General features: G+C 67.2%; 19 protein-coding genes. 11 read left to right on the top strand and 8 right to left on the bottom strand.

Going from position 1 to position 20,536, the window contains the following annotated elements; translation table 11 throughout:
• Positions 1 to 44 precede the first annotated feature (44 nt).
• A complete protein-coding gene (locus CAL28_RS25595; protein WP_094843921.1) occupies positions 45 to 935 on the bottom strand; it encodes a segregation and condensation protein A in 891 nt (296 codons plus the stop codon).
• Positions 936 to 952: 17 nt separating this feature from the next.
• Positions 953 to 1,141 (bottom strand): DUF3460 family protein, encoded by a 189-nt coding sequence (locus CAL28_RS25600; RefSeq protein WP_094843922.1) that lies wholly within the window; start codon positions 1,139 to 1,141, stop codon positions 953 to 955.
• Between the two features lie 166 nt (positions 1,142 to 1,307).
• Here CAL28_RS25600 and CAL28_RS25605 point away from each other — a divergent pair, with 166 nt between their 5' ends.
• The 3 genes from CAL28_RS25605 to CAL28_RS25615 all read left to right on the top strand — a co-directional run bounded on the left by CAL28_RS25605 (position 1,308) and on the right by CAL28_RS25615 (position 5,496).
• Complete coding sequence (locus CAL28_RS25605; protein WP_094844865.1) at positions 1,308 to 2,696, top strand: DHA2 family efflux MFS transporter permease subunit; 1,389 nt, start codon at positions 1,308 to 1,310, stop codon at positions 2,694 to 2,696.
• Complete coding sequence (gene glpK / locus CAL28_RS25610) at positions 2,686 to 4,233, top strand: glycerol kinase GlpK (RefSeq protein ID WP_094843923.1); 1,548 nt, start codon at positions 2,686 to 2,688, stop codon at positions 4,231 to 4,233. The genes CAL28_RS25605 and glpK overlap by 11 nt, the downstream gene beginning before the upstream one ends.
• Before the next feature lie 366 nt (positions 4,234 to 4,599).
• Positions 4,600 to 5,496: a LysR family transcriptional regulator gene (locus tag CAL28_RS25615; RefSeq protein WP_094843924.1), complete on the top strand. Its 897-nt coding sequence runs from the start codon at positions 4,600 to 4,602 to the stop codon at positions 5,494 to 5,496.
• A gap of 72 nt (positions 5,497 to 5,568) precedes the next feature.
• On the opposite strand, the gene CAL28_RS25620 is transcribed toward CAL28_RS25615, so the two are convergent.
• Positions 5,569 to 7,143: an HD domain-containing phosphohydrolase gene (locus CAL28_RS25620; protein WP_094843925.1), complete on the bottom strand. Its 1,575-nt coding sequence runs from the start codon at positions 7,141 to 7,143 to the stop codon at positions 5,569 to 5,571.
• Between the two features lie 147 nt (positions 7,144 to 7,290).
• Here CAL28_RS25620 and CAL28_RS25625 point away from each other — a divergent pair, with 147 nt between their 5' ends.
• From CAL28_RS25625 to CAL28_RS25635, 3 genes are all read left to right on the top strand, one after another.
• Complete coding sequence (locus CAL28_RS25625) at positions 7,291 to 8,070, top strand: alpha/beta fold hydrolase (protein WP_094844866.1); 780 nt, start codon at positions 7,291 to 7,293, stop codon at positions 8,068 to 8,070.
• A gap of 205 nt (positions 8,071 to 8,275) precedes the next feature.
• Positions 8,276 to 9,469: a CaiB/BaiF CoA transferase family protein gene (locus tag CAL28_RS25630; protein WP_094843926.1), complete on the top strand. Its 1,194-nt coding sequence runs from the start codon at positions 8,276 to 8,278 to the stop codon at positions 9,467 to 9,469.
• Between the two features lie 236 nt (positions 9,470 to 9,705).
• The gene (locus CAL28_RS25635) at positions 9,706 to 10,698 is read left to right on the top strand and encodes a Bug family tripartite tricarboxylate transporter substrate binding protein (protein WP_094843927.1); all 993 of its coding nucleotides are present in this window, start codon (positions 9,706 to 9,708) and stop codon (positions 10,696 to 10,698) included.
• An 88-nt stretch (positions 10,699 to 10,786) separates the two neighbouring features.
• Here CAL28_RS25635 and CAL28_RS25640 read toward each other — a convergent pair whose 3' ends face one another.
• Together CAL28_RS25640 and CAL28_RS25645 are read right to left on the bottom strand one after the other, a co-directional pair.
• Positions 10,787 to 11,413, bottom strand: a complete 627-nt coding sequence (locus CAL28_RS25640) for a LysE family translocator (protein WP_094843928.1) — start codon at positions 11,411 to 11,413, stop codon at positions 10,787 to 10,789.
• A gap of 74 nt (positions 11,414 to 11,487) precedes the next feature.
• Entirely contained in the window at positions 11,488 to 12,408 is a 921-nt protein-coding gene (locus CAL28_RS25645; protein ID WP_094844867.1) for a LysR family transcriptional regulator, read from the bottom strand.
• Positions 12,409 to 12,516: 108 nt separating this feature from the next.
• Here CAL28_RS25645 and gtdA point away from each other — a divergent pair, with 108 nt between their 5' ends.
• The 5 genes from gtdA to maiA all read left to right on the top strand — a co-directional run bounded on the left by gtdA (position 12,517) and on the right by maiA (position 17,438).
• The gene (gene gtdA, locus CAL28_RS25650; RefSeq protein ID WP_094843929.1) at positions 12,517 to 13,566 is read left to right on the top strand and encodes a gentisate 1,2-dioxygenase; all 1,050 of its coding nucleotides are present in this window, start codon (positions 12,517 to 12,519) and stop codon (positions 13,564 to 13,566) included.
• Between the two features lie 219 nt (positions 13,567 to 13,785).
• A complete protein-coding gene (locus tag CAL28_RS25655; protein WP_094843930.1) occupies positions 13,786 to 14,484 on the top strand; it encodes a fumarylacetoacetate hydrolase family protein in 699 nt (232 codons plus the stop codon).
• Between the two features lie 3 nt (positions 14,485 to 14,487).
• On the top strand, positions 14,488 to 15,744 hold the full coding sequence (locus tag CAL28_RS25660) for a flavin-dependent oxidoreductase (RefSeq protein ID WP_094843931.1): 1,257 nt from the start codon (positions 14,488 to 14,490) through the stop codon (positions 15,742 to 15,744).
• Between the two features lie 58 nt (positions 15,745 to 15,802).
• Positions 15,803 to 16,768 (top strand): tripartite tricarboxylate transporter substrate binding protein, encoded by a 966-nt coding sequence (locus CAL28_RS25665; protein ID WP_094843932.1) that lies wholly within the window; start codon positions 15,803 to 15,805, stop codon positions 16,766 to 16,768.
• Positions 16,769 to 16,799: 31 nt separating this feature from the next.
• Positions 16,800 to 17,438 (top strand): maleylacetoacetate isomerase, encoded by a 639-nt coding sequence (gene maiA / locus CAL28_RS25670; protein WP_094843933.1) that lies wholly within the window; start codon positions 16,800 to 16,802, stop codon positions 17,436 to 17,438.
• A gap of 83 nt (positions 17,439 to 17,521) precedes the next feature.
• Here maiA and CAL28_RS25675 read toward each other — a convergent pair whose 3' ends face one another.
• The 3 genes from CAL28_RS25675 to CAL28_RS25685 all read right to left on the bottom strand — a co-directional run bounded on the left by CAL28_RS25675 (position 17,522) and on the right by CAL28_RS25685 (position 20,446).
• A complete protein-coding gene (locus CAL28_RS25675; protein WP_094843934.1) occupies positions 17,522 to 18,529 on the bottom strand; it encodes a Bug family tripartite tricarboxylate transporter substrate binding protein in 1,008 nt (335 codons plus the stop codon).
• 144 nt (positions 18,530 to 18,673) lie between these two features.
• Complete coding sequence (locus CAL28_RS25680) at positions 18,674 to 19,450, bottom strand: SDR family oxidoreductase (protein WP_254926231.1); 777 nt, start codon at positions 19,448 to 19,450, stop codon at positions 18,674 to 18,676.
• A gap of 21 nt (positions 19,451 to 19,471) precedes the next feature.
• Positions 19,472 to 20,446: a zinc-binding alcohol dehydrogenase family protein gene (locus tag CAL28_RS25685; RefSeq protein ID WP_094843935.1), complete on the bottom strand. Its 975-nt coding sequence runs from the start codon at positions 20,444 to 20,446 to the stop codon at positions 19,472 to 19,474.
• Between the last annotated feature and the right edge of the window lie 90 nt (positions 20,447 to 20,536).

Raw genomic sequence — 20,536 nt, forward strand, 5'->3', positions numbered from 1 at the left:
GGATGTCTCCGGGAATAAGCGCACCGCGTGGCGGGCGCCGTAGATCAGGCCGCTTCGGCCGCTACGCTGGTATAAGCCAGCCGCACATAGATGGGCGCGTAAGGCTCTGCCTGCGTGATCTCCAGCAGCGATTCGCGCGCCAGCTCCAGCATGGCGATGAAATGCACCACGACCACGGCGACAGGCGCGCCTTCATCGATGCGCTCCATGAACATTTCGCTGAATTCCATGAACCGCACGTCGCTCAGGCGCCGCAGGATGTGCGTCATGTGATCGCGCACGGACAGCTGTTCGCGTGTGATGTGGTGGTGGGCGTTCAGCTTGGCCCGCTTCATGATGTCCGCCCAGGCCTGGCGCAGGTCCTCGGGCGATACGTCCGGCATGGCGCGCTCGACGCTGAGGTCGGCCACGGCCTGGGCGCGCTGGAAGTCGCGGCCCAGCTGCGGCAGCGCGTCCAGCTTCTGCGCCGCCAGCTTCATCTGCTCGTATTCCAGCAGCCGGCGCACCAGTTCGGCGCGAGGGTCTTCGACCTCTTCGCCGGTATCGCTTTTCCTGACGGGCAGCAGCATGCGCGATTTGATTTCGATCAGCATCGCGGCCATCAGCAGGTATTCGGCGGCCAGCTCCAGGTTATGCACGCGGATCTGTTCGACGTAGGACAGGTATTGCCGCGTGACATCCGCCATGGGGATGTCCAGCACGTTGAAATTCTGCTTGCGTATCAGGTAGAGCAGCAGATCGAGGGGGCCTTCGAAGGCCTCCAGGAACACTTCCAGCGCGTCGGGCGGGATGTAGAGATCCTGCGGCAACTGGAACAGCGGCTCGCCGTACAACCGCGCGAAAGCCACGCTGTCGACGGTGTCGGGCGTGCTATCCACCGGCGGCTCCACGAGCGCAGCCAGGTCCTTCCCCGGCACGGAAGCGTTCTTCGACATAAGCGAGAAGGGCCCGCTCAGTCGTTCTGATAGACGTATGGCCTTTGCGGGACACGCGCGGCACGGAAGCCTTCCAGCAGCTCGGGATCCTGCGGCTTATCCCAAAGCAGGCCGCGGCCTTCGCGCTGCCGCTTTTCCACATCGGGATGCGTCTTCTTGAAATCCTTGAGGAAACGGGTGATTTCCGATTCGTAGTTGTTGGCCATGGGACCATGCTTCGGGCAGTTGCGTTACCCGGCAGTTTACTTCAGGGCAGCCGAAAGCGCGGCGTTACAATGACCCGGCACCCCGCCGCCCTCCCCCGACATGTCCACCAAAACGCTGGCCTCCGTCCCCCCGCTCGCCGATCCCGCCGCCTTGCGGGCGGCCAAAATGATTCCCTTCATCGTAGGTTGCGCCCTGTTCATGCAGATGCTGGACGCGACCGTGGTCGCCACCGCGCTGCCTGCCATGGCGGCGTCGCTGGATTCCACGCCGGTGCGGCTGAACGTCGCGATCACCTCCTATCTGCTGGCGGCCGCCGTGTTCGTTCCCGTCAGCGGCTGGGCGGCGGACCGCTTCGGCGCGCGCCGCGTCTTTATCGCCGCCATCGGCCTGTTCACGCTCAGCTCGGTGGCCTGCGCGCTGTCGCAAACGGTCGCGCAACTGATCCTGTCGCGTGTCGCCCAGGGTATAGCCGGGGCCATGATGGTGCCGGTGGGACGCATCATCCTGCTGCGCACCGTACCCAAGGAAGACCTGCTCAAGGCCATGTCCTTCCTTTCCATTCCCGCCCTACTGGGGCCGGTGATCGGCCCGCCGCTGGGCGGCTTTCTGGTGACCTATGCATCCTGGCACTGGATCTTCCTGATCAATGTGCCCATGGGCGTGCTGGGCATCGCGTTGATCCTGCGGTATATCCAGGAAATCCGCGAAAAAGACGTGCCCGGCCTGGACTGGCTGGGCTTCGTGCTCAGCGGTATCAGCATGGCCACCCTGGTCGGGGGCTTCGAGGCCGTCGGGCAGGACGCCGCCGGCAATGCGCACGCCCTGGGCGTGGTGGTCATCGGCCTGCTCAGCGGCTTCTGGTACGTGCATCACTCGCGCAAGGCCGCGCATCCGATCATCGACCTGTCGCTGATGCGCATCCCCACCTTCAAGATCTCGACCCTGGCGGGCAACCTTTGCCGTTTTTCGGTGGGGGCGACGCCCTTCCTGCTGGCCATGCTGCTGCAGGTGGGTTTCGGCCTGACGCCGTTTGCCGCCGGCATGATTACCTTCGCCAGCGCGGCCGGCGCCCTGCTGATGAAATTCGTCGCCACGCCGATCGTGCGCCGCTACGGCTTCCGGCGCGTGCTTACCGTCAACGCCGTGCTGACGGGGGCATTCATCTGCGTGTGCGCGTTGTTCCAGCCGGACACGCCTTCGTGGCTGATCATCCTGGTGCTGCTCGTCGGCGGCTTCTTCCGTTCGCTGCAGTTCACCGGCGTGAACGCGCTGACCTATGCCGATATCGGCCCGGACAAAATGAGCCGGGCCAGCAGCTTCGCGGCGATGGCGCAACAGCTGGGCGTCAGCCTGGGCGTGGGCGTGGCGGCCGTCACCCTGAATGTCAGCATGGCCCTGCGCGGCTCCGAACGCGCCAGCATCGCCGATATCGTCGCCGGCTTCCTGGTGGTGGGCCTGTTGTGCGGGGCCTCGTTTTTCTCCTTCCGCCGGCTGGATCCGGCGGCCGGCAGTCAACTCAACGGACAGAAGGCGCAGACCAGCGATGAAGAATGAATACATTCTTGCCCTGGACCAGGGCACGACCAGCTCGCGCGCCATCGTATTCGACCGCGAAGGCCGGGCGCGCGGGGTCGGACAGCGCGAGTTCCGACAGTACTACCCGCATCCCGGCTGGGTCGAGCACGACGCCGGCGAAATCTGGCGCAGCCAGCTGGAGGTTGCGCGCGAGGCCTTGCACAACGCCGGGGCGACCGCCGCCGACGTCGCCGCCATCGGCATCACCAACCAGCGCGAGACCACGCTGATCTGGGACCGCGCCAGCGGCCGCCCGCTGGCGCACGCCATCGTCTGGCAGGACAGGCGCACGGCCGAGGCCTGCGACCGCATGCGGCGCGAAGGTCGCGCCGACTTCCTGCAACAGCGCACGGGCCTGGTGCTGGACGCCTATTTCGCCGGCACCAAGCTGGCCTGGCTGCTGGACAACGTACCGGGCGCGCGCGCCGCGGCCGAACGCGGCGAGATCGCGTTCGGCACCGTCGACACCTGGCTGGTCTGGCAATTGACCGGCGGCAAGGTCCACAGCACGGATTGCACCAATGCATCGCGCACGCTGCTGTTCGATATCCATACCCAGGATTGGAGCGACGAGCTCCTGGAATGCCTGAACATTCCCCGCTCGGTGCTGCCCACGGTGGCGCCCAGCAGCGCGGTGGTCGCCGAGACGCTGCCGCAGTGGTTCGGCGGTGCCATTCCCATCGCCGGCGTGGCCGGCGACCAGCAGGCCGCCACCTTCGGCCAGGCCTGCTTCAAGCCCGGCATGGCCAAGAACACCTACGGTACCGGCTGCTTCATGCTGATGAACGTCGGCGACAAGCCGGTGGCCTCGCGCAACCGGCTGCTGTCCACGGTGGGCTGGGGCCTGCCGGCCCCGGCGCAGGATACGGCCGACGCGCAGGTCTTCGCCAGCGGCGGGCCCGCCTGGACGCCCACCTTCATGCTCGAAGGCGGCGTATTCGTGGCCGGCGCCGCCGTGCAATGGCTGCGCGACGGCCTGGGCATCATTCAGCGCTCGGAAGACGTCGAAGCGCTGGCCGGCAGCGTGGCCGACACGGACGACGTGTTCCTGGTACCCGCCTTCGCCGGGCTGGGCGCGCCGCACTGGGATCCCTACGCGCGCGGCACCCTGGTCGGCCTGACACGCGGCACCACCCGCGCCCATATCGCGCGCGCCACCCTGGAATCGATCGCCCTGCAAAGCGCCGAACTGCTGACGGCCATGAAGGCCGACTGCGGCATAGACCTGTCCGAACTGCGCGTCGATGGCGGCGCGGCCCGCAACGACCTGCTGATGCAAATGCAGGCCGACCTGCTCGGCGTGCCCGTCGTGCGGCCGCGCGTCTCGGAATCCACCGCGCGCGGCGCGGCGGGCCTGGCCGGCCTGGCGGTGGGGTTCTGGGCCGACATGGACGCCTTCGCCGCGCAGTGGGAGGCGGAGCGCCGTTTCGAGCCGGCCTGGTCCGCCGACCAGCGCGAGGCGCGCCTGCGCCGCTGGAGCCAGGCGGTCGAGCTGTCCAAAGGCTGGATGAAGTGACCCCCCCCCGAAGCGCTACGCGCTTCCCCCCCAGGGGGGCGACGCCAGAGGACCGGCGGAGCCGGATCCTCGGCGTCCCCGGTCGGATGCACCTGTTTTTTGCGCGGTGCTGGGGTGGATTGTTCCTGCGCCGAAGCGCTGCGCGCTTCCCCCTCAAGGGGGCGACGCTGGAGGACCGGCGGAGCCGGATCCTCGGCGTCCCCGGTCGGGGGCACCTGCTTTTTGCGCGGGGCTGTGGTGGGTTGTTCCTGCGCCGAAGCGCTATGCGCTTTCCCGTTCCGGGCGCGCGGCACGTCGGTGGGCGGAGTCGGGTCCGCAGTGTCACGAGGTGGGTGATGGGAGTGCTACGCGCGTGGAGGAATTGATATGAATCTTGCCCGCATCGATCTTGTCACGCTCGCGCTGTTCGCTTCCGTCGCGCGGCTGGGTAGCATATCGGCCGGCGCGCGGCAGGCGCGGCTGGCGGTGGGGGCGGCCAGCAAGCGGATTTCCGACCTGGAGGCCGCACTGGGCTCGCCGCTGCTGTTCCGCAAGGCGGCCGGCGTGGAGCTTACCGATGCCGGCCAGGCCTGCCTGGCGCACGCCACCCGCATCCTGCAGGAAGTCGACCAGATGGCGGGCACGCTATCCGATTACGCGCAAGGCGTGCGGGGCCAGGTGCGGATCGCCGCCAACACGTCTTCCATCACGCAATTCCTGCCGGATGACCTGTCGCGCTTCATGACGGAACATCCTGCCGTGCGCATCGACCTGGAAGAACAGAACAGCAGCGAGATCGTCGCCGCCGTCGTCGAGAACCGCGCCGATATCGGCATCTTCGGCGAACACACGCCCGAAGCGGGCTTGCAGACCTTTCCGTACAAGCGCGACGAACTGATGCTGGTCGTGCCCGACAGTCATCCATTGGCCACGCGCGCCAGCGTGGCCTTCGCCGAAACGCTGGAATACGACTATGTCGGGCTGCCGCCCAGCACATCGCTGGCCAGCCTGCTGGCGCAGGCCTGCACAAGCCTGGATACCGCCATGAAACTGCGCATCCAGGTCCGCAGCTTCGACGCCATCTGCCGCATGGTGGTCGCCACGCGCGGCGTGGGCGTGCTGCCGCGCATCGCGGCCGAACCGCATGCGCGTTCCATGCAGCTGCGATTGATCCCGCTTACCGACGACTGGACGCGGCGCTGGCTGCTATTGGGCGTGCGCGACGTGGATACGCTGACCCTGGCCTCGCGCATGCTGCTGGCACAGCTGCGCGCGGCCGGCTGACCCTCTGGGCGACTGACCCTCTGGCCGACTGACCCTCTGGCCGGCTGACCCTCTCATAGCCGGCTGACTTTCTCATAGCAGGCCCAGCGCCGTCGCCTTCAACGTGGCGGCGGCGCGGGTCGAGCACTCCAGCTTGCGAAAGGCGTTTTCGACGTGGGTGCGCACCGTGCTGGGACTTAGCGCCAGCTGGCGCGCGGCTTCCTTGTTGGTGGCGCCCAGGCTGATGGCGCGCAACACATCGCGTTCGCGATGGGTCAGCAAGGCGCTGTCAGCGCGTGACGCCGCATCGATGCCGGCGAGGACGGTGGACGCCTTCGGCGAGTCCACGCCGTCGGCGGCATGGATGGAAACCAGCGCCTCGATGACACGGCGGTCGAAGCGTCCGCGATCCGCCTCGTCGCGCAGGCAGGCGGTGGCGGCTTCGTCGGCCATGGCTACGCGCCAGGGCCGCGGCGACCGCAGCGCGACCCAGGCCACCGCCGCCGCCAGGATCTGGGCGGGCAGACCGATGGCCGGCGCGCCGATCGAGCGAAAATAGCCTGAGCCGTCGGCACGCTCATAGGCGTGCGAACCGAGCTCCGCGGCATCCGCCAGCGAACCGGTCTGCCTGCCGGCACGCGCCGTCCAGTATGGCACCAGTCGCACTTTTTCCCAGGCCTGGGCGGAAAGCCGGCCCGGGGTATTCCAGACGGCGTTCGGCACCGCGGCGCGGCCGATGCCATGTACCAGCCCGGCGCGGTAAACGGCCCGGACGATCTCTTCCCCCGCCCCGAGCCGTTGGGCACAGACAGCGGCCGCCGTCGCGGCCCCGCGCGAAAAGCCCGTCATCCACGGCAGTTTCAGGTCGACGATATCGGCGACCAGTTCCAACGATGCGGGCCGCAGCGAGGCGGGCGTAGGCGGCAAGCCATCCGCCGCATCGCCATCCGCATCGGCGGCCGCAGGGTTGCCGTCCGGGGCATCGACGGCCGACGCCGGGCCGGGTGGGCGCGATCCTTCCCATGCATCGAGCTCCCGCATCCACTGCCCGGCCTGGGCCAGGACGATGTCCGCCAGGTCGGCCGGATAGGCGCCGCCGGCCCTGCCCCGGATCATCTCGCGCGCCCGGTCCATGCCATATACGCGGGCCAGTACATCAAGGTCGCCAGCCAAAGTGACGGCGAAAAGGCCGCGCGGCACCGCCGCGCCCGCACTGCCCGCCGGCAGGCCGCCGCCATCCCAGCTTTCGAACGTATTGCGCAGGATGTCCTGCGCGGCGGTGGAAAGCCGCAGCATCGCGGCGACCTGGGCCGCTACCTCGCAATGGATTTCCGCCAGGGGACGCAGGGCCACCGCCCCGCCGTGCCGCGCCAGCGGCGCCGACCACCCCGGACGCATCGCCAGCATCGCCTCGCGGCTGGCGATGTCATCGCCCAGCACGTTGGCGACGTCCCCCGCATTGGCGGTGCAGCCGGACCATCGCAGCAAGGCCGCCTCCTGCACCGCGTGCCGCTCGTCGGCGCTCCACCCCGCCGCGCGCGCGATGCGGCAGGCCAGCCATGCCACGCGTGGCGAGTGGTCCGTCGGCTGTCCCATGCTGAGGTCGCCGATGAAGGCCAATGCCCGTATGCCGTCGAAAACCGGGATATGGTCGCTACGCGCGTCCATCCGCGAATACTCCGTATCGCCCGCCCCACACGCCGCGCGGGTCGCAGCCATGGAAGGAATGGGCGGGCATCGGATGTTCATCCGATGCATTTATTCCGGCCCATGCGTCAAGCTGGCGTCTCCTTGAACCGCATCGAGAATAGCATCATGAAAACCCAGCTGAAGAAATCCCTTTCCGCCCTGCTCCTGGGCGGCGCCCTGGCGGCCGCGGCCGCGCACGCGGCACCCCCGCCGCAGGACCTGAAAGGCAAGAACATCGTGCTGGTGCACGGCGCCTTCGCCGACGGTTCCAGCTGGAACAAGGTCATCCCCCTGCTCGAAGCGCACGGCGCCCACGTCGTGGCCGTCCAGAACCCGCTGACCTCGTTGGCCGACGACGCCGCGGCGGCACGCCGCGTCATCGACGCGCAGCAGGGGCCGGTCATCCTGGTCGGACACTCCTGGGGCGGCTCGGTCATCACGGAAGCGGGCAACGACGACAAGGTAAAAGCCCTGGTCTATGTCGCCGCCCTCGCGCCGGACAACGGTCAATCGGTCAACGATCTGATGCGGGGCGCGCCCGCCCCCGCATGGGCGCCCGAACTGCGCAAGGATTCCGGCGGCTTCCTGACCCTGTCGACGAATGGAATCCTGCATCAATTCGCGCAGGACCTGCCCGCGGCGTCGGCCCGGGTGCTCGCCGCCACGCAGGGCCCCTGGGCGGCAAGCGCCCTGGACGATAAGGTTTCGAAGGCTGCCTGGCACAACAAGCCCTCCGCCTTCGTCGTGACCGACCTCGACCATATGATCGACCCCGCCGCGCAGGCCAGGATGGCGGCCGCCATCGGCGCGACGGTCACCCACGTGCGGTCCAGCCATGTCGCCATGCTGAGCCATCCGGCCGCCGTCGCGGCGGCTATCATCGCCGAGGCGAAAAAGGTCGACTGAAGCGGGTAGAACGCGCTACGTACAGGCGCCGCTCGGCCGCCGCCATGGCCTGCGCGCCTGGCGGCGGGCCCGCGGTCCGCCAGCCCCGGCACGCGGCCGGGGCTTTCTCGTTTCCGGAAACCCCCTTTGGCGAATGCATCATTCCCGGGGCTTCCCTTCCCACGGCACACTGTCGGTCCCTGACGGCTGTACGCGGGGAGGAGACATGGCACGACAAATTCTCGCGGGTATCCGCGTGCTGGAACTGGGGCAATTGATCGCCGGCCCGTTCGCAGCGAAGACACTGGCCGACTTCGGCGCCCAGGTCATCAAGATAGAACCGCCCGGCGTGGGCGACCCCTTGCGCAAATGGCGCATGCTGCACGAAGGCACGTCCGTCTGGTGGGAAGCGCAATCGCGCAACAAGCAATCCGTCTGCGTCGACCTGCGCCAGCCGGAAGGGCAGGACATCGTGCGCCTGCTGGCCGCCGAAGCCGACGTGCTGATCGAGAATTTCCGCCCGGGCACCATGGAGAAATGGGGCCTGTCCTGGGAAAAACTGCATGCGCTGAACCCGCGCCTGATCATGCTGCGCATTTCCGGCTACGGGCAGACCGGCCCGAAGGCCGGTGAACCGGGCTTCGCGGCGATAGGCGAAGCCATGGCCGGCCTGCGCTACCTGAATGGCGAACCGGGCCGCGCGCCGGTACGCGCCGGCGTGTCGCTGGGCGACACCATTGCCGGGCTGCACGGCGCGCTGGGTGTGCTGCTGGCGCTGTACGAGCGCGACGCGCGCGGCGGCACCGGGCAAGTGATCGACGCGGCGCTGTATGAAAGCATCTTCAACCTGACGGAAAGCCTGCTGCCGGAATATTCCGTGTTCGGCGCGGTGCGCGAACCCGCCGGCGCGGCGCTCCCGGGCATCGCGCCGTCCAACGCCTATCCCTGCGAGGACGGATTCGTCCTCATCGCCGGCAACGGCGACGGCATCTATACGCGGCTGATGTCGCGCATCGGCCGCGAGGACCTGGCGCGCGATCCCGCGCTGGCCCGCAACGACGGCCGCGTCGCCCGCGTGGAGGAAATCGATGCCGCCATCGGCGCCTGGACGCGCGGCCGCACCATCGACCAGGTGCTGGACGCGATGCGCGAAGCGGGCGTGCCGGCCGGACGCATCTACAGCGTGGCCGACATCGCGCAGGATCCGCATTACCGCGCGCGCCAGGCGATCGTGACAGTCGAATCGGCCAGCGGCATCGCGGTCGAAATGCCGGCCGTCTTTCCGCTGTTGTCCGGCAATCCCGGCACGGTGCGCGATCGCGCACCCACCCTGGGCGAGGACACGGATGCCGTACTGCGCGAGGCCGGCGTGGACGACCAACAGCGCGCCGCGCTGCGCGCCGCCGGAATCATCGGATAGAAAGCCGCGTCCGCACATCGCATCAGCACCGCATCGGCATCACATCAGCACCGCATCAGCACCGCATCGGCATCGAATCGAAATTATCTCGGCACTGAATCGGCATCATTTCCACATCAGCACCCAACCGGTACCGGCTTCGCGCGGCAACGCCGCGCGCATCGCGGACCGACGCTTCATCGTACCGGCGACGCAGTACCCGCCATCATCCCGCACAACAAGACGGAGACATCGACATGCATGACCGCACCCTGACCACATCCCTGCGCCGCCTGCTGGCCGCCGCGGGCCTTGCCGCCATGGCCGCCGCGCCCCTGGCCGCCGGCGCCGCCTATCCCGACCGCCCGATCACGCTGATCGTCTCCGCCGCCCCCGGCGGCACGACGGACATCGCGGCGCGGCTGATCGCCCAGCCGCTGGCCCAGGCGCTTGGACAATCCGTGGTCGTGGAAAACAAGCCCGGCGCATCGGGCAGCATCGCGGCGCAGGCCGTGAGCCGCGCCAATCCCGACGGCTACACGCTGCTGCTGCAATATTCCGGATATCAGGTCATCACGCCGCTGATCACCAGCGGCTTGAACTGGGACCCCATCAAGTCCTTCACGCCCGTCGCCAACGTGCTGTCGGCGCCGCAGGTCGTCGTGGTGCGCCCCACGCTGCCGATCAAATCGATGAAGGAGCTGGTGGACTACGCCAAGGCGCATCCCGGCGAACTGAACTACGCGTCGTCGGGCAACGGCTCGCTGCAGCAGGTCGCCACCGAGCTGTTGAACCAGATGGCCGGCATCAAGACCACGCATATTCCCTACAAGGGCACGGGTCCGGCCCTGGCCGATCTGCTCAGCGGTTCGGTCGACATGACGATCACCACGCCGCCGCCGCTGCTGGGCCAGATCGCCGCCGGCAAGCTGCGCCCGCTGGCCGTCACCGGCAAGACCCGCCTGGAATCGCTACCCAATGTCCCGACCGCGGCCGAAGCCGGCTATCCCGACCTGCTGGTGTCGTCCTGGTTCGCGATGTACGCGCCGGCGAATACGCCCAAGGCCGTCGTCGACAAACTCGCCGGTGAAATCGAGAAAATCATGAAGACCGACGAGTTCCGCAAAAAAGCCGCGGAGCAAGGCGCGCAAGCCGAGTTCATGGGCCCCGAACAGCTGGCGAAGTACACGCAGGACGAACTGGTGCGCTACAAGGCCGTCGTGGAAAAGGCCCACATCACGGCCAACTGAGCGACGGCGCGGTCCCCGCATCGACAGGCCGAGGCGGGAGCAGGCAAGCTCCCCGCCTTATCCCGTTGCCGCGACATACGATCGCGCGTTACGGCCGGCGGGCCAGCAAAGCCCAGAGTCCGGCCACGGACAATAGCGATCCGCCCGCCAGATGAAAGCCGCGGCGCGCGCGCGGTGCCGCCAGCCAGCGACTGGCGGCACCGGCGAACAGCGCGTAAAGACTGGCATTCATCGCTGCCAACACCACGAACGTCGTCGCCAGGATCCACATCTGGGTCTCCGTGGCGCGGCCCGGGTCGATGAACTGCGGCAGGAAGGCGACGAAGAACACGATGCCCTTGGGGTTCAGCGCCGTCACCAGCCACGTATTGGCGAACAGCTTCCAGCGCGATAACGGCACGGGCGCTACGTCGGCGGCGGCGCCGCCCGCCGCGCCCGCGCGCAGCATGCGGATACCCAGGTAAAGCAGATAGCAGCCGCCCATCCACTTCACCACCGTAAACCAGAAGGCCGATGCCGCCAGCAAGGCGCCCAGGCCCAGCAGCGATACGCACAGCGCGGTGGAATCGCCCAGCGCCACCGCCGTGACCAGCGGCCAGCGCGCGCGCCGTCCGTGCGCAAGCGAATAGCTGATGACGGACAGGATGGTCGGCCCCGGAATGACGAGCAGGACGACCGAAGCGGCCACGAAGGCCAGCCAATGTTCCCAGGACATAACGACCTTTCCTCCTTGCCACGATAGTCATCGATGCGCCCGCATGCCAGCCGTCATGGCGGCCGCCAGCGTCGCTATCCCTGATGTTCTCCCACGACGTCGCGCAGGCTTTGCAGCGCCATTTCCACGGCGACGGGCTGGAAGGTTTCCTGCCGCCAATACATCGCGACCGCGCCGAAGCCCGATAAGCGGATCGGCAGGATGCGCATGACATTCATGTGCGTGAACCGCAGCGCCGCGCGGTGCGAGGCCACGCCGATCAGATCGCTGTTGCTGATCAGGGTCAGGTTCACCGTAACCGAGTTGGATTCCACGTGATCCGCGGGCATGGTCTTGCCGGCGGCGGCCAGCGCCGTATCCAGCGCATTGCGGATCGGCGTTCCCTTGGGCCAGACGATCCAGCGATAGGCCATCAGGTCTTCCCATGCGATGGCCGGCAGATTGAACACCGGATGGCGCGGCCGCGCCACCATGTGGACCGGCTCCAGATACAGCGATTCCGACAGAATGGCGGGGTCGTGATGCTCCGGCGCGGAGCGGCCGACGACGATATCCAGCTCGCCTTGCGCCAATTGGCCCAGCAGGTGATCCATGGTCGATTCGACCAGCTTGACGCGCGCCTGCGGCATCAGTTCCAGCAGCCGCATGACGGCCAGCGGCACGGTGTCCGATGCCGACGCGCCCGACGCACCGATCACCACCCGCCCGCCGCCGCCCTGGCGCAACGCGGCCATATCGCCGCTGGCGCGCTCCAGCTGGGCATCGATGCGCTGCGCATGGGCGATCAGGGCTTCGCCGTAAGGCGTGGGACGCAGCCCCCTCGCGTGCCGCTCGAACAGCGGCAGGCCGATGTCGTCTTCCAGGTCCTTGAGCCATTTCGATAAGCCCGGCTGCGTGGTATTGAGCATCGCGGCGGAATGGCTGATATTGCGCGTTTGTGCCAGGCTGAGCAGCATCTTCAGGTTGCGCAGGCGCAGTCGGTAGGTCCAGTCCATGGGGTGCCCGTCAGCCATACATATTTATGTATGGATAATAAGATAAATTCATTTCCGAAGGCATATCGCGGCTCACATAATACGAAAAAACGTTCAGGAGACAAGGCCATGGCCGAAGGAACATCGACGCGCGCCGATCGTGCCGCGTACTACGAACGGATCGCCCGCAAGAACATGGCGCCGTTGTGGGAATCCCTGCATAACCTGGTACCGCGCACCCCGACGCCACGTTGCGTACCTGCCATGTGGCGTTACAACGACGTGCGCGCCGACGTCATGGAAGCCGGCACGCTGATCAGCGCGGAGGAAGCGGTGCGCCGCGTCCTGATCCTGGAGAACCCCGGCCTGCCCGGCCAGGCCAGCATCACCCAAACGCTATATGCCGGCCTGCAGCTGATCCTGCCCGGCGAGATCGCGCCCAGCCACCGCCACACGCAGTCCGCGCTGCGCTTCATCGTGGAAGGCTCCGGCGCCTATACGGCGGTGAACGGCGAACGCACCACCATGCATCCCGGCGACTTCATCATCACGCCGTCGTGGACCTATCACGATCACGGCAACATCGAAGCCGCCGAGGGCGGCGAGCCCGTGGTCTGGCTGGATGGACTCGATATCCCGCTGCTGCGCATGCTGGATGCCGGCTTCGCCGAAAACTACCCCTCGGCCACGCAGCCCGTGACGCGCCACGAGGGCGACAGCTTCGCCCGGTTCGGCAACAACATGGCGCCTGTGCGCCATGTGCCGGCCAACGGCAATTCGCCCATCTTCAACTATCCCTACGAGCGCAGCCGCGAGGCCCTGGACCAGCTGTACCGCTACGGCGAACTGGATGCATGGGACGGCGTAAAGCTGCGCTATGTCAATCCGGCGACCGGCGGCTATCCGATGCCGACCATGGCGACCTTCATGCAATTCCTGCCGGCCGGTTTCCAGGGCAAGACCTATCGCAGCACCGACTCCACCGTGTATTCCGTGGTGGAAGGCCGCGGCACCGCGCGCGTAGGCGACCAGGAATTCCATTTCGGACCCCGCGATGTCTTCGTGGCGCCCTCCTGGCAGCCGGTACAACTGGCAGCCATGGACGACGCCATCCTGTTCAGCTATTCCGACCGCCCCGTGCAGGCGGCGCTCGGCCTGCTGCGGGAAGAGAGAGGGTAGCCCACCCCCGAAGCGCTGCGCGCTTCCCCCTCAAGGGGGCGACGCTGGAGGACCGGCGGAGCCGGATCCTCGGCGTCCCGGGTTGGATGCACCTGTTTTTTGCGGGGGGGGGGAAGGCTCACCCCCGAAGCGCTGCGCGCTTCCCTTCATGGGAACACGGTTTCATGCGATGTAGTCGGTCGCCATTTTTTTGTCCTGCCAATTAAGGTTTCTTCGCACATGCCTTACGTCTTTGCTCCGCCGGCGACCGTCGCCGTGCCCGTCGCCGGAACCGGCGATAGCTTTCCCGTGCGCCGCGTTTACTGCGTCGGCCGCAACTACGCCGCCCACGCGCGCGAGATGGGTTTCGATCCGGACCGCGAACCGCCGTTCTTCTTCTGCAAGCCGGCCGACGCCGTCATGCCGGTGGCCGAGGGCGAGACGCTGAACCTGCCCTACCCGACCGAAACGTCGAACTACCACTACGAAATCGAACTGGTCGCGGCCATCGGCAAGGGCGGCGCCAATATCGCGGTGGACGATGCGCTGGGCCACGTGCACAGCTACGCGGTCGGGCTGGACATGACCCGCCGCGACCTGCAAATGAAGATGCGCGAGGCCGGTCGCCCGTGGGAACTGGGCAAGGCATTCGACGACAGCGCGCCGATCGGCCCGCTTTATCCCGTCGCCGCCAAGGGCCACTTCCCGAAGGCCGACATCTGGTTGAAGGTGAACGGGCAGGACAAGCAACGCAGCGACACGTCCAAGCTGATCTGGTCCGTGGCCGAGACCATCAGCTACCTGTCGCGCTACTTCCGCCTGGAACCGGGCGATCTTATCTACACCGGCACCCCCGAAGGCGTGGGGCCGGTGGTCAAGGGCGACCTCATGGAAGGCGGGGTCGATGGTCTGGGTACCTTGCGCGCACGGGTGGTGTAAATCATGAAAGATACCGACGTCATCATCGTAGGCGCGGGCGTGGGCGGCCTGGTACTGGCCCTGAGCCTGCATCAGGCAGGCATCGCCTGCCGGGTGTACGAAGCCGTTCCGGAAATCAAACCGCTGGGCGTGGGCATCAACCTGCTGCCGCACGCGGCGCGCGAGCTCGACGAGCTCGGCCTGCTGCCCGCGCTGGACAAGCTGGGCGTGCATACGAAGGAATCGATTTTCTTCACGCGGCACGGCCAGTTCATCTACAGCGAACCGGCGGGCAAGGCGGCCGGATATGCCTGGCCGCAATACTCCATACACCGCGGCGATCTGCAGATGGCCCTGCTGGACGCCGTGCGCCAGCGCCTCGGCGCCGATAGCATCCTGACCGACCACCGGGCCGTCCGCGTGGAGCAGGACGCCGACGGTGTCACCGTACACATGACGGACGGCGCCGGCAAGGCGCGTCCATCGGTGCGCGGCGCCATCGTCGTGGGGTGCGACGGCATCCACTCGGCATTGCGCAAGCAGCTCTATCCCAACGAAGGCGCGCCGCGCTATTCCGGCGTCAACATGTGGCGCGGCGTCACGCGCTGCAAGCCCTTCCTCAGCGGCGGCAGCATGGTGCGCGCGGGATGGCTGTCGATCGGCAAGATGGTGATCTACCCGATCCGCGACAACATCGATGCCGAAGGCAACCAGTTGGTGAACTGGGTCGCCGAAATCGAATCGCCCGAACCGGCGGTGCGCGACTGGACCCGCCAGGGCCGCCTGGAAGACTTCTTCCCCGCCTTTGCCGATTGGCATTTCGACTGGCTGGACGTGGCCGCGCTGATCGAGAACGCCGATTCGGTGCTGGAATATCCCATGGTGGACCAGGATCCCCTGCCCACCTGGACGCAGGGCCGCATGACCCTGCTGGGCGATGCCGCGCACCCCATGGTGCCGCGCGGTTCCAATGGCGCGGGCCAGGCCATCATCGACGCGCGGTTCCTGGCCGGCCAGCTCAAGAAGCAGGGCCTGACCCCGGCGGCGCTGCAGGAATACGACAAGGCGCGCGTGGCGGCGACCACCAAGGTGGTCCTGACCAATCGCAGCAATCCGCCGGACGCCATCCTGCGGGAAGCCTACGAGCGCTCTCACGACCAACGCTTCGAGCGTATCGAGGACGTGATCAGCCGCGACGAACTGCAAGCCATCTCGGACCGCTACAAACAGGTCGCCGGATTCGATCCCGCGACGCTGACCTCGCGGCCGTCCTTCCTTTGATTCCCGCAGTACCACCCGACGGGCGCGGCCGAGACACCGCGCCCGCAAGGAGATAACAATGAAAACCCTGTTTCGCGCCCTGGCCGCGCTGGTTCTTGCCGCGACGGCATCCGTCAGCCAGGCCGCCTGGCCGGACCGGCCGATCACGCTGATCGTACCGTTCACGCCGGCCACCGGCATCGACCTGGTGGCGCGGCAACTGGCCGCCACCTTGCCCAAGACGCTCGGGCAATCGGTCATCGTGGAAAACCTGGCCGGCGCCAGCGGCAACATCGGTACGGAGAAAGTCGCCCGTGCCGCGCCCGATGGCTATACCTTCCTGGTCACGGTGAATACCTTCGTGATGAACCAGCCGCTGTACAAGGAAAAGCTGCATTACGACCCGGTCAAGGATTTCGCGCCGGTCAGCCTGACATCCTGGGGCACGCTGCTGCTGGTCACCCACCCGTCCAACCCGGTGAACACCGTGCAACAGCTGGAAGACGCCGCGCGCAAGCAGCCCGGCAAGCTTACCTACGGCACGCCGGGAGTCGGCACGCCGCACCATCTGGCCATGGCGCTGCTGCTGGACCAGAGCAAGACCGAAATGCTGCATGTGCCCTACAAGGGCACGGCGGGCGCCGTCACCGATATGCTGGCGGGACGGCTGGACTACATGTTCCTGCCCGTGCACGTGGCGCTGCCGCAGATCAAGGCAGGCAAGCTGAAGGCCATCGCCACCGGCAGCCCCAAGCGCATTCCGCAGTTGCCCGACGTACCGACCCTGACCGAATCGGGACTCGCGGGTGCGGATGTCGATATGTGGTACGGCGTGCTGGCGCCCAAGGGCACCCCGGCCGCGATCGTTGACAGCATGAACAAGCAGATCGCCGAAGCACTGAAGGCGCCGTCCACGGCCACCGCCTTCGAAGCCCAGGGCATGGTACCGGCCACCTCCACGCCGGAGGAATTCGCCGCCCTGATCGCCAAGGACGCCAAACGCTGGAGCGATGTCGTCACGCGCGCCGGCATCAAGGCGGAATGACGCCCGTCAGGGAATACACGGAACAGGCTTCATGCAACTCTATAGTTTCTTCAACAGTTCGACTTCCTATCGGGTCCGCATCGCGCTGGCCCTGAAAGGCCTGGACCCGGAATACCGGCCCATCAACATCCGCACGCTGGAACACCGCGCGGCAGACTACATGGACCGGAACCCGTCCGGCTCCGTGCCGCTGCTGAGCGATGGCGAGATGGACCTGGGCCAGTCGCTGGCGATCATCGACTACCTGGACAGCACCCATCCGGAGCCGCTGCTGATTCCCCGCGACATCGAGCGGCGTGCGCGCGTGCTGGAGCTGAGCAGCGTCATCGCCTGCGATATCCATCCGGTCAACAACCTGCGCATCCTGCGCTATCTCACCGACGTGCTGGGCGTGTCGGCGGAACAGAAGGATGCCTGGTACCGGCACTGGGTGGCGGACGGCATGCGGGCGGTGGAAGGGCTGCTGGCCCGTCATGGGCACGGCCCCTACTGCTTCGGCGAAGCGCCCACGCTGGCCGATGTCTGCCTGGTGCCGCAGATCGCCAACGCGCAACGCATGGGCTGCGATATGTCGGCCTATCCGCGCGCCATGGCGGTCTACGCGCATTGCGACGCGCAGCCGGCCTTCCAGCGCGCGGCGCCGGCCAGGCAGCCGGACTTCATCAAATAGCGGCCGGGATGGGCACGCGGCGCGCCGCCGCCTGCCCATCACACGCCCGGGCGGGATCGCCCGGGACGCGCAACGGTCGTCGTTCAGTTCGTGCTGGCGCCCGAGACCTGGACGATTTCCTTGTACTTGCTCTTCTCGTTGCGCACGAAGTCGGCGAACTGCGTGGGCGACATGGGCTTGATTTCTGAACCCATGGTCAGCAGCCGCTGGCGTACATCCGGCTGCATCAGCGCCGCGCTGTATGCCTTGTTCAACTTGTCGACCACGGCGGCCGGCGTGCCACCCGTGGTGAACACGCCGAACCACGTGCCCAGGTCGAAATCCTTGACGCCGGATTGCTCGACGGTCGGGACGTCGGGAAGCAGCGAAGAACGTTCCTTGGTCGTCACGGCCAGCGCCTTCACCTTGCCGTCCTTGATCAGGGGCGCGGACGCCGCCAGGTTATCGAACATGAAGTCCGACTGGCCCGACAGCAATGCCAACTGGGCCGGGGACGCGCCCTGATAGGGGATGTGCTCGATGCTGACGCCCGCGCGCGCCTTCAGGAGTTCGCCGGCCAGATGTCCCGCGCTGCCGTTGCCTCCGGAGCCGTAGTTCAGCTTGCCCGGATTGGCCTTGGCATAGGCGATCAGATCACCCAGGCTGTTGATGTGGTTCTTCTTGGCGAAGTCGACGTTGACGACCAGCACATTGGGCACCGACGCCACGATCGTCACCGGCGCGAAGTCCTTGATCGGGTCGTAGGGCAGGTTCTTGAACAGCCAGGGATTGATGGCATGCGTGGCCACCGCGCCCATCACCAGCGTATAGCCGTCCGGCTGCGCCTTGGCCGCCAGGTCGGCGCCGATATTGCCGCCCGCGCCGGCGCGGTTTTCCACGATGACCGGCTGGCCCAGGTCGCCGCGTACTTTCTCGGCCAGCATGCGGGCCATCGTATCCAGCGGACCGCCAGGGGGGTAGGGAACGATGAAGCGCAGCGGCTTGCTGGGATAGTTGTCGGCGGCATGGCCGGCGACAGGCGCCAGGGCGGCCAGCGCGACCGCACCGCACGCCAGCACGCGGCCCAGGCGGTTGAGCAAATTAGGGGACATGTTCTCCTCCCTCACATGTTTTGAAATAGCCAGTAGCATAACTGAGAAGCTACGCGCGCTATTTGCAGAACAAGGCCGATCTGGCCGCCCAGACCCCGGTACGGGCGCCCTATCGCCGGGCGCCCATGACACATCCCCGTGGCGTCATACCGTCCGGACTTCCCCGCCGTCCATGCGCAACGCCGCGCCCGTCAGCCAGCGCGCGCCCGGCGAAACCAGGAACGCCATCAGTTCGGCGATCTCTTCGGCCTGGCCGTATCGCGCGATCCCCGCCTCCCGCGGGAAGGTCGCCATCGCTTGCTCCAGCGTCATGTTCCGCCGTGGCGCCGATTGCTCCAGGAAGGCGCGGCGGCGCGCCGTCATGACGGCTCCCGGCAGGACACTGTTGACCTGCACGCCATCCGCGATCCCGCGATCGGCGAACGCCTTGGCCAGCGCAGCGATCGCCGCATTGATGGCCCCGACCGCCGCGGACGGGGCTTTCGGTTGTTCGGCGGTATTTCCCGACATCAGCACCACCGCCCCTTTCGACGTCCGCAGATGCGGCCAGGCAGCGATGGTCAGCCGACGCGCGCCATGCAGCTTCAAGGCCATGCCGTCATCCCATTGCCGGTCGGACATCTCGAACAGATCGATCTGAGGCACCGCGCCCGCGATATTCAGCAGCGCGTCGATACCGCCGAACGCCGTCACGGTGGCATCGACCACGATGGCGGGCGCGGACGGGTCCGCCAGGTCGGCGCCGATGACCAGGGCCTCGGCTCCGGCCGCCCGCACCGCCGCGGCGGTGTCGTCCAGGTTGGCGCGGTTGCGCGCAACCAGCGCAATGGCGTCGAAGTCCCGCGCCAGGCGCAACGCGGTCGCTCGCCCGATCCCTTGGCTGGCGCCCGTCACGATCGCCACCGATTTATGCATTTCCATTTCTCTTCTCCCAGACTCGCTCTAACGGTGGACCACAACCATCTTTCCCACGGCTTCATTGGCTTCCATCACCCGATGGGCCTCATGGATTTCCTCGAAGCCGAATACGCGCGACGGCCGCACTTGCAGGCGCCCCGCCGCCACATCCCTGGCGATGTCCCGCAAGGGCACATCCGACAGCGGGAATCCCGGCGTGCCGAACACGAAACTGCCGAAGAACGTCAGGTACACGCCGCTGGCCATTTGCAGCAGGGGATTGAAATCCGCGATGGGCGCCAGGCCACCCAGCCAACCCGCCAGGCACGCCTTGCCACCGCGTCGCAGCATCGCCAGGGAATCCAGGATGGTGCTGTTGCCCACCAGGTCCAGCACCGCGTCCAGCTGCCCGGCTTCGGCGATGCGCCTGGACAGGTCCGGTCCTTCCTGTTCGACCCGCTCGGCGCCCAGCGCCCGCAGCATCTCGAAGCGCTGGGGATTGCGCGTCGTCGCGATGACGCGCGCGCCCGCATTGACCGCCAGCTTCACCGCGGCCTGGCCGAAGGCCGAGGTCGCGCCGCGTATCACGAGCGTCTGGCCGTCCCGCAGATCCAGGTTGCGAAACAGGCAGGTCCACGCGGTTGCATAGGTTTCCGGGATTGCGGCCAGCACGTCCCACGGCAGGTCGGCGTCGATCAGCGCGACGTTGGAGACGGGCGCCCGTGTGTACTCGGCATAGCTGCCGTTGATGGTGCGGCCCAGGCCGCCCATCAATGCCGCCACCTTCGCCCCCACCGGGAATTCCCCGCCGGGGCAGGACTTCACCACACCCACGCATTCGATGCCGCTGACGGACGCGGCCTCGGCCCATTCGCCGCGCCGCATATGCATTTCCGCATGGTTGATGCCGAAGGCCTTGATCTCGATGACCACATGGCCGTCTTTGGGCTCGGGTTCCGGGATGTCCTGATAGACGAGACTGTCCAGCCCGCCGAATTTTTCGAGAACGATTGCACGCATTGTTGATCTCCGATCATGAAGGTCCCAGCGGCCGGCCTGCCCGGCCCCGCGGGAATAAGTCCACGCCGGCCGTCGACGACGGCCGGTCCT

Source organism: Bordetella genomosp. 11, from assembly GCF_002261215.1.
Taxonomy (GTDB): domain Bacteria; phylum Pseudomonadota; class Gammaproteobacteria; order Burkholderiales; family Burkholderiaceae_B; genus Bordetella_C.

What these genes read in the sequence shown, in the direction of transcription:
- gtdA (WP_094843929.1), top strand. Translation starts at nt 12,517, where the DNA reads ATGGCCGAAGGAACATCGACGCGCGCCGATCGTGCCGCGTACTACGAA.
- CAL28_RS25685 (WP_094843935.1), bottom strand. Translation starts at nt 20,446, where the DNA reads ATGCGTGCAATCGTTCTCGAAAAATTCGGCGGGCTGGACAGTCTCGTC.
- maiA (WP_094843933.1), top strand. Translation starts at nt 16,800, where the DNA reads ATGCAACTCTATAGTTTCTTCAACAGTTCGACTTCCTATCGGGTCCGC.
- CAL28_RS25620 (WP_094843925.1), bottom strand. Translation starts at nt 7,143, where the DNA reads ATGGACGCGCGTAGCGACCATATCCCGGTTTTCGACGGCATACGGGCA.
- CAL28_RS25625 (WP_094844866.1), top strand. Translation starts at nt 7,291, where the DNA reads ATGAAAACCCAGCTGAAGAAATCCCTTTCCGCCCTGCTCCTGGGCGGC.
- CAL28_RS25600 (WP_094843922.1), bottom strand. Translation starts at nt 1,141, where the DNA reads ATGGCCAACAACTACGAATCGGAAATCACCCGTTTCCTCAAGGATTTC.
- CAL28_RS25680 (WP_254926231.1), bottom strand. Translation starts at nt 19,450, where the DNA reads ATGGAAATGCATAAATCGGTGGCGATCGTGACGGGCGCCAGCCAAGGG.
- CAL28_RS25660 (WP_094843931.1), top strand. Translation starts at nt 14,488, where the DNA reads ATGAAAGATACCGACGTCATCATCGTAGGCGCGGGCGTGGGCGGCCTG.
- CAL28_RS25665 (WP_094843932.1), top strand. Translation starts at nt 15,803, where the DNA reads ATGAAAACCCTGTTTCGCGCCCTGGCCGCGCTGGTTCTTGCCGCGACG.
- CAL28_RS25605 (WP_094844865.1), top strand. Translation starts at nt 1,308, where the DNA reads ATGATTCCCTTCATCGTAGGTTGCGCCCTGTTCATGCAGATGCTGGAC.
- CAL28_RS25640 (WP_094843928.1), bottom strand. Translation starts at nt 11,413, where the DNA reads ATGTCCTGGGAACATTGGCTGGCCTTCGTGGCCGCTTCGGTCGTCCTG.
- CAL28_RS25655 (WP_094843930.1), top strand. Translation starts at nt 13,786, where the DNA reads ATGCCTTACGTCTTTGCTCCGCCGGCGACCGTCGCCGTGCCCGTCGCC.
- CAL28_RS25595 (WP_094843921.1), bottom strand. Translation starts at nt 935, where the DNA reads ATGTCGAAGAACGCTTCCGTGCCGGGGAAGGACCTGGCTGCGCTCGTG.
- CAL28_RS25635 (WP_094843927.1), top strand. Translation starts at nt 9,706, where the DNA reads ATGCATGACCGCACCCTGACCACATCCCTGCGCCGCCTGCTGGCCGCC.
- CAL28_RS25630 (WP_094843926.1), top strand. Translation starts at nt 8,276, where the DNA reads ATGGCACGACAAATTCTCGCGGGTATCCGCGTGCTGGAACTGGGGCAA.
- CAL28_RS25675 (WP_094843934.1), bottom strand. Translation starts at nt 18,529, where the DNA reads ATGTCCCCTAATTTGCTCAACCGCCTGGGCCGCGTGCTGGCGTGCGGT.
- CAL28_RS25615 (WP_094843924.1), top strand. Translation starts at nt 4,600, where the DNA reads ATGAATCTTGCCCGCATCGATCTTGTCACGCTCGCGCTGTTCGCTTCC.
- glpK (WP_094843923.1), top strand. Translation starts at nt 2,686, where the DNA reads ATGAAGAATGAATACATTCTTGCCCTGGACCAGGGCACGACCAGCTCG.
- CAL28_RS25645 (WP_094844867.1), bottom strand. Translation starts at nt 12,408, where the DNA reads ATGGACTGGACCTACCGACTGCGCCTGCGCAACCTGAAGATGCTGCTC.